At 34.4% G+C, this 8,000-nt stretch carries 5 protein-coding genes and 2 pseudogenes; 3 read left to right on the top strand and 4 right to left on the bottom strand.

The features are described from left to right. The coding region (locus AA81_RS13535) for a protein O-GlcNAcase (RefSeq protein ID WP_211292731.1) at positions 1-1,211 on the bottom strand (1,211 nt) is incomplete at its 3' end. Positions 1,212-2,215: 1,004 nt separating this feature from the next. After that, entirely contained in the window at positions 2,216-2,947 is a 732-nt protein-coding gene (locus AA81_RS13530; protein ID WP_245857156.1) for a sugar isomerase domain-containing protein, read from the bottom strand. Positions 2,948-3,751: 804 nt separating this feature from the next. Here AA81_RS13530 and AA81_RS14060 point away from each other — a divergent pair. The 3 genes and pseudogenes from AA81_RS14060 to ltrA all read left to right on the top strand — a co-directional run. After that, positions 3,752-4,003 (top strand): annotated as a pseudogene (locus tag AA81_RS14060) (hypothetical protein); the annotation flags it as partial. Between the two features lie 369 nt (positions 4,004-4,372). After that, on the top strand, positions 4,373-4,516 hold the full coding sequence (locus tag AA81_RS14340; RefSeq protein ID WP_169925173.1) for a hypothetical protein: 144 nt from the start codon (positions 4,373-4,375) through the stop codon (positions 4,514-4,516). A gap of 75 nt (positions 4,517-4,591) precedes the next feature. After that, positions 4,592-6,010, top strand: coding sequence for a group II intron reverse transcriptase/maturase (ltrA, locus tag AA81_RS13520; protein ID WP_103899325.1), 1,419 nt, complete (start codon positions 4,592-4,594; stop codon positions 6,008-6,010). Between the two features lie 83 nt (positions 6,011-6,093). Here the strand turns inward: ltrA and AA81_RS13515 are convergent. Both AA81_RS13515 and iscB read right to left on the bottom strand, forming a co-directional pair. After that, a pseudogene (locus AA81_RS13515) lies at positions 6,094-6,276 on the bottom strand (histidinol-phosphatase); the annotation flags it as partial. 26 nt (positions 6,277-6,302) lie between these two features. Then, positions 6,303-7,640 (bottom strand): RNA-guided endonuclease IscB, encoded by a 1,338-nt coding sequence (gene iscB / locus AA81_RS13510; protein ID WP_103078367.1) that lies wholly within the window; start codon positions 7,638-7,640, stop codon positions 6,303-6,305. Positions 7,641-8,000: the final 360 nt, after the last annotated feature.

Genomic DNA, 8,000 nt, shown 5'->3' with positions numbered 1-8,000 from the left:
GCATATGGCTGGTTCATTGGATTTGAGATAATACCTTTTACTTTTGATATACATAAATCATTTTCTCTGTTCATTAAGGGAGCTAAGAAAAGTTCTCCTTGATCTGCATCGTTTACTGGATAATTATCCCACAAGATCAAATCATGACCGAACTGGTTTGAAATCTTATCTGCGTTTTTTCTACTTACGTTTTTTGACCATACACCTTTCCCTGTCCATATTACAGGAATTTCAGGATTTAAGTTCTCTTTCATCGTCCTTCTGTACATCGAATCTTCTTCCTGCCAGTATTCAGTTGGACAGAGGTACAAGTTAACCTCTGAATCTTTCCCCTTTAAAAATTCGTATAACTTGTTTGCTATATATGTCTGAGCTAAACCATAATTCCCTTCGAACTTTTTTTCATCTTCTTCGTAATTCAACTTTTCAGGGATATCATCGAAAAGAATAGCAAATTTTTTTACACCTTTACTTAAAATTTCATAGTATTTTTTGCACAATAAATCAAACTCTTTTTGATCACTAAATTTCATGCTAAGTCCAGGACTTACACAAAACACAAAATCGACAAAATTATCTTTTGAAACTTTTATTAGCTCATCTATTTTTTCTATTTCTTCTTCCGGATAATCCTCTCGCCATTTTTCCCTGTGATATGGATCGTCTTTTGGAGCGTACCAATAGGTATTCATTTTATTTGTTCCACAAAAATGTATCATATCCAATCTGTTTTGATGGCTCCATGGTTCTCCATAAAAACCTTCAATTATTCCTCTCATTTTAAAAGAAGGAGAATCGAATATTTCAACTACAGGCAGAAGTTTATTCTCAAAATCAACAAGTTGTCTTAGGGTTTGTAGCCCATAGAAAATACCTTTCTTTGATTTAGAAAAGATTTTAACCGTTCTATTTTCTTTTTCAACTTTCATTAAATAGCTTTCTACATCCATAATATCGATACTTAACTCTATACCGTTACTTTTGATAAATTCATTTAAGTCCTTTTCAGCAGGGGAAATAAAAGTTTCTATTTTTAAGTCGGTACTATCTGAATCTCTTACAAAGACAAAATGGTCACTTGGAAAAAGCTTGATGAAACTTTCTTCTTCAAAATTTTTGAAAATAGAAAGCTTTGAACTTTCAAAGTGAATATTTGCTCCTTCATAGAATAGCTTTTTAGGTTTTGGATTTAATCTAAGAAATAAGTTCATTAAAACTCCTCCTCGTATAATATGTATTAACTCTCTTTGGAATCCCCAAAATACCTATTACATACTGGTTTTAAAAAATATTGTTTTCTAAAATGCTTTCCTTCTTTTCTATGCGTTTCTATCCAATATTTGAAACCCTTTTTACTAACTTTCAGAAAAGCGAAATATTTTATCGCATTATCTAACTTTTATAAAAACCACCTCCCATGTTCCACTTTTTTCTATTTTTAAAGAGTCTAAGTAAAAAGTTTACGAGTGATATCTTGGTACATGGAATTTTTGCTGCCAGTAACTGAGCAATCAAATTCCTTCTTTTGCCAAGATTTTCAGTCATAATTATATGAGATTCTTTTAAATAAAAGATGGGTCCCTCAACAACAGCTTGACAGTATTCCTCTACTCTATCAGGAGAATTTCTATTGAAATATTCAGTTCACTCAAAAATTCCTTATCCCACTCGTTATTTTTTCATATTGAATAAAAGTGTACCCGAAGCATCTGTTGTCAGTTTCCCTGTGAGTTTGTAAACGGTAACATTTTTTGACTGAACTAATTTGTATGTCTTTTTATACTCGTCAGGATATTCTTCTCTAAACTGAATTAGTTTACTTAGAGGAAAACTAGGAAAAGATGGCTTAAAAATCTCTGAGATATCTCTTTAGCATAGTTCTCTTAAAGGCCTTTGCTAGATTTTTGTGACGAATGTCACTCCACAGCCAGGCGTTGATAAATGGTTTACTTGATCTATTTATTGAAAGTAAAGCGTGCATATCTCTCGTTACTGAAATAACATCTATTTTCCTACGCTCTACTATACTTTTTGTCAGTATGGAAACATTCTCCAACCATTTATTTGGGCTTTTTTCTGTTGGATTATCCTCTTTTTCAACGAAGTCACTTTTTCACTTTTAAATCTATTATTTTTCCTTTTTCTGTAACTAATGCAACCTTTACCCTGGTAGTTCCCACGTCTATAACTAGAACATTCATTAAATACTCCTCCCTTACGGTAAAAAATACAGCTCCCTTATCCGCTTTTTCTTAAAAAGCTCCTTGTTCATTTGTTCACCTTCAGGAATATTAGAACTCACAAGTATATCAGGTTGTTCTCCGTTTTCTAAATATTTCTCTGCCACTCTCATTGAAATACTATGCAAAATAAAAGCTCCAGCATAGGTTGATACAGGACCCATAGTAACTCCATTTATTGGAATAACACTATCTCCTACAGGTACATGGTTATCTATTACTACATCAAAGGTTTCATCACTAAGTTTTTTTCCTGTGCTGTGATTGCTATCAAATTTTTCGTAGTTCTTGGAAATTAAAGTAATGACTTTTGCTCCACGTCTTTTACTCTCTAAAGCCACCGTTACTGGGGCAGCATTCCTTCCAGAGGTTGAAACAACTATTATACAATCACCATTGTTTATTCGTGAGGATTCAACAATATCCTTCCCATATTGTTCATTTCTCTCAATATAAGAAGTCAAGCGGGGCTTAGTAGTGGTTACACTCAGACCTGGAACAAATATGGGTTCAAATAATGCAAGGGTGCCAGCCCTATAATAAACCTCTTCTGCGAGAATAGATGAGTGTGTGCAACCAAAAATATAAACATGTTTATTGTTTTTGGCTGTTTCATAGATTAAGTGGGCAGCCTTTTCAATATTTTCTTTTTCATTTTGTTCAACTTCATCCAACACTTTTTTTATTGATTCAAGATATTTATTTATAGTCTCTATTTATTTCACCTTCTTTATTTAGAATGAGGTTGATATATTATATGTTTTTGGGAAAAGAAAATAGTAAATTCAAAGTTTGTTTACTTACAATTGATTCTTCTTATGCTTAAGAGAATGCAGCTATTAACTCATAATTGAAGCAACTTATAAGTCGTCTTGATTTTTTTATCTTTTCTTTATTCCCTTAATAAAAAATTTTCTTATATCTTTAGTAGATTGTTAAATTCATGTTCAGACGTTTCGTCGTTCTTTGTGATTATGCTCCTTCATTTTCTTTGTGAAACTTTAGAGATCGTTTGTATAGAAAATGATTATCCGTGAAGAAACAAAAGTACCTTTTTAACTTTTGTAGCCTCCAAAAATTCTTTGGAATGCTACTTTTAGAAAATTTAAAATTTATTTTAATACCATTTGCTTAGCAGTTCACCTGCAAGGAACAGATCCACCTTCTAACTCCTTTAAAATTAAAATCTTATCTTTGAAAATCATTTTATACCTAAAGTATTTAATGATTTGTGGGTATAAAAAACGCTGTAATGTAAAACAATTTATTTTATATTAAAGTAATGACTTAATTGTAAGATTTTTACTTCCTAATTACACTGATAAATTATACTACTATATTTTTCTTTTGCAAATTAGAAATAATGAGATATAGTCTTCTAACTGGAAATAATTGCATATAATTTCGGATAATCACCTTTAATCAAAAAAATACCATTGGCATATTGTTATTACTTAAAGCATAATGGATATTTATAACCAAAAAGTAGAGGAGAAGATAAAGGCTTTTTAACTACAGATGATTTTGAAATGGGAGGAGTAGCAAACTTTTATTTGGTCCAAGAGGCTGTAATAAAATCACTGAATGCTGGAATGGACCTAGTTAGCATTTGCCATTCTTTTGAGACACAATCAAAAGCCAAAAATGCTGTAGTAAGTGAGTATAAAAATAATGATAATTTTAGAAAGAAGATAAATTCGTCACTAGAGAGAATTCAATCGTTAATGAAAATTTCCGTAGATTTGAAAGTGAAAAAACAATAATAAAAAACCTGTAAAGAGTATTTAGTCAAGGCTGATAGGAAACCCAAATTGGCAATATTGATGATTTTATCTGGAAAAGACAAAGAATTTTGTACTGAAGCTCTAAAGAAAAACGGAGTATTAAATGAAGCATTGAAAACACTAAAAAATTAAACTCATACAAAAATCCCCATATTTGGGGATTTTTTATCAAAGTGCGCCCAGCATGGGCAATAGCTAAGCGGTGAAAGTCCGCTGTGGGCCAGGTAGCGGGAACCACTAGTCGAAGGCAAGGGTGTCCATCGTGAGGTGGAATCTGAAGGAAGCCCAAGGCAAAGTCCCGGTCCGATGAACAAGAACCAGATACAAGGCTAAGTGAAGTGGACGAGTTTGCATTTCAAAACGAAGTCCAATAGCTATCCAGAACTTCACGGAGTAAATCTGGCGGATAGATGGGATGAAAGTTATTGCACTTACCTGGGGAGATCTCAAGAATACGCTGTTAAGGCAACCCATGCAGCAATGTATGGCTGAATCTTGAGAAGTCAGCAGAAGTCATATTACTCATTGGAAGATGAGGAAGGACTGAACAACAGGAGGTTTCGAATCTTGAAAGATGCGAAGGGACACGGAAAAGGCATACAACTTCGATTAGAAGGTTTCCTACATGAAGATAAGGGAGAGCCTGAAAATAATGTAGAAGCGCCTAGTATAACTTCTACGTCTGAAAGAGGAAGAAACGATGTTAAGGGATGCAGTGAAGGGATGCTTGAAAAGATATTATCCAAGGATAATATGAATAAAGCATACAAGAAGGTAAAGGCCAACAAAGGAGCCCCCGGAATAGATGGGATGAAAGTAGAAGAACTCTTTGGATATCTCAAACAACATGGAGAAGAATTAAGGCAAGAGCTCCTTGAAGGAAGGTACACCCCGAAGTCGGTAAGGAGGAAAGAAATACCGAAACCGGATGGAGGGAAAAGACTACTAGGCATACCAACAGCAATAGACAGAGTAATCCAGCAATCCATAGCCCAGGTGTTGACACCGATTTACGAAAAGAAATTTGTAGATAACAGTTATGGATTCAGGCCATTACGAGACGCAAAACAAGCCATACGAAAAAGCAAAGAATACCTAAATGAAGGGCACACATGGATAGTGGACATAGACTTAGAACGCTACTTTGACACAGTAAACCATGACAAACTGATGAGGATAATATCAAAAGACGTAAAAGATGGCAGAGTGATATCCCTGATAAGGAAATACCTCAAGAGTGGGGTAATGGTAAATGGGGTAGTAATAGAAACAGAAGAAGGGACTCCACAAGGGGGACCGCTATCCCCATTACTAAGCAACATAATGCTCCACGAACTTGACGTAGAACTAACCAAAAGGGGACACAAGTTTTGCAGGTATGCAGACGATTGCAACATATACGTGAAAAGCGAGAAATCCGCATATAGGGTGATGGAAAGTATAACAAAATACATAGAGAAGAAATTAAAGCTAAAAGTGAATAGCAAGAAAAGCAAAGTAGTCAGACCTTGGGACCTCAAATACTTAGGGTTCTCCTTCTACGTGAAAGAAGAGAAGTACGAAATTAGAGTCCATGGAAAATCCATCAAAGAATTCAGAAAGAAGTTAAAAGGAGAAACGAAGAGAAGCAGTGGAAGAAGCATGACATACAGGCTGTTAAGGTTAAAACAAATAATAACAGGATGGATAAACTACTATGGAATAGCGAACATGGAATGGGCAGCCAAAAGTCTTGATGGATGGCTTAGAAGGAGAATTAGGATGTGTATCTGGAAGGAATGGAAGAAAATCAAAACAAAACATGAAAACTTAGTCAAACTAGGACTAAACACCTACAAAGCATGGAGATATGCAAATACAAGAAAAGGCTATTGGAGGATATCCAACAGCCCAATACTTTCAAGAACACTAACTAATAAACACCTTAAGCAAATAGGGTTAACTTCGATCCTGGAAACGTATAACCTAAAACATCAATTCTGTTGAACCGCCGTATACCGAACGGTACGTACGGTGGTGTGGGAGGACGGTAGATAAATTAATTATCTACCTCCTACCCGATTTATATTTCATTTTTGTTTGAAAATTTCATACACTTGATCGACATCAAAGGTATTTATCACATCTGTCGCTTCAAGCCAACCTTTACGTGCAATACCCACTCCATATTTCACGTCTTGTAGTCCTTCCACTCTATGAGCGTCTGGACAGATAGCAAGTTTAACTCCTTTTTCTTTTGCGTATTTAAGAAACCCAGCGGGAATTCTTTCCAATTTCCTTATCTGCCATGAGGCTGTTTTATCAGAGATGAAAGCTGGTTTTCTTTTCCATTAAGCAACAAATCTCCTTCTTTCATATGAGGAACAAATTGCCAGTTATTATTGTGACTAATAAACTGTATGTTTTTCAAAGAAACTTGTTTGTAACTTTTATTTGGCATAGTTATATAATTATCAAAAATATCTTTTATATAAGCTCCACCATTCGTAAAACCAGTAATCCACCCTTTTCTACTAAAAACTTTTACTAAATCGTTCAAATAAAAGCTTTTGTAGAATTTGGTATTTTTCGAGTTTCTAATCTGATCTCTATTAGGCTCTTTTCGTCCTTTTCTAGCAGTAGCTTCGTGTAGAGACCTTTTTTTCTTCCTAACCTGTCTTATTTCGAAAACAGAGTCTACATTCTTTTTAATGAAGTCTATGCCAGAAATAGCAATAGCATCGTTATAATGTGTTTTCGATAATCCTAACTCTTTTCTTCTGGGAGTTGTCCAAAAACCATATACAATATTTGCACTTGGATATCTTTGATATATTCTTTTTCTAATGATATTCATAAATGGATGTTCTTTGTATGCTTTCGGTTTTTTAGATTTAGTCATCCATTCCCAAAAGATACCTCCAGGTTTATGATTTTCTGGTGTATGACAATCGGCACAAACTGTTATCAAATTATTAGGATTATCTGTACCGCCTTTAGACTTATACTTTATATGATGAGTTTGGAGAATAACACCTTTCTTCTTGCAGACTTCGCATGTATAATTATCACGTTCAAACACAAAATATCTAATATCGTCATACCCATGCATCTGTCCTTTTTGATAATCTTTACCAGAAACTTCAGGATTAACAAATTTATGTGAATCGAATTTTCCTACCTCTATATTTAGTTTTGGATTAGGAACTAATGAAGCAAATTTATCAATCCATTTGAACGTGTTACTAATTCTACTTTCAATAGAAGGTGGTAACCAACCTTCTTTTCTTTTTCTGTTAAGAAACTTAGATTTCCTATATCTTGTTTTTCTGAAACGTCTAGATCTTCTATAAGTTTTTCTAGTAGTCAATAAAGAACTAACATCTTGCCTTAGTTCTATTTCGCCTTTAACTAAAACTTTATTTTCTGATGTGATTGCTACACCAATATGTTTGGAACCTATATCAATACCAATTGAAACTCCTTGTTTGTAACCACTACTGCCATATAACAACTGAATAGTGAATGGTTCATAACTAATAATCTTAGCTTTCTTCCCTTTTAGTAACTTTCTTGCCTTTGAAGGTTTACAAGGCATCAAAGGTTCACCGTGTTTATTAAAAACGAATACTAACACAAAGTATTCCTCCTTATCGGAGTAGTTGCCCTTCGCAAATGTTATTTTAGCTTGCCTGGAATGCCAGGACTTCCTTAGGTCGACTGTCCCTACCTCACAGGACTGTTTACGGAGCCTACACAGAGCAACGGACTAGGGCATCATCCGAGGGTGTGATAACTAAAATAACGTAGTCTTTCAACTTTGCCGTAAGGCTGTTTTCAGACTCATGCTAGTCAACCTTGGCTTTTACAAGCCATCGTCTTTAGACCGGGGTAGTTGACTGTATCGCCAATCTATATCTAACCTATGAGGATTTGAGTTCATTTCAATTATTTTATCGTATTCAACACAAGCATCTATAACCCTATAAACGTCAAG

Source organism: Petrotoga halophila DSM 16923, from assembly GCF_002924615.1.
The sequence above is the reverse complement of the archived record's forward strand: the minus strand, read 5'-3'. Positions and strand labels throughout refer to the sequence as shown.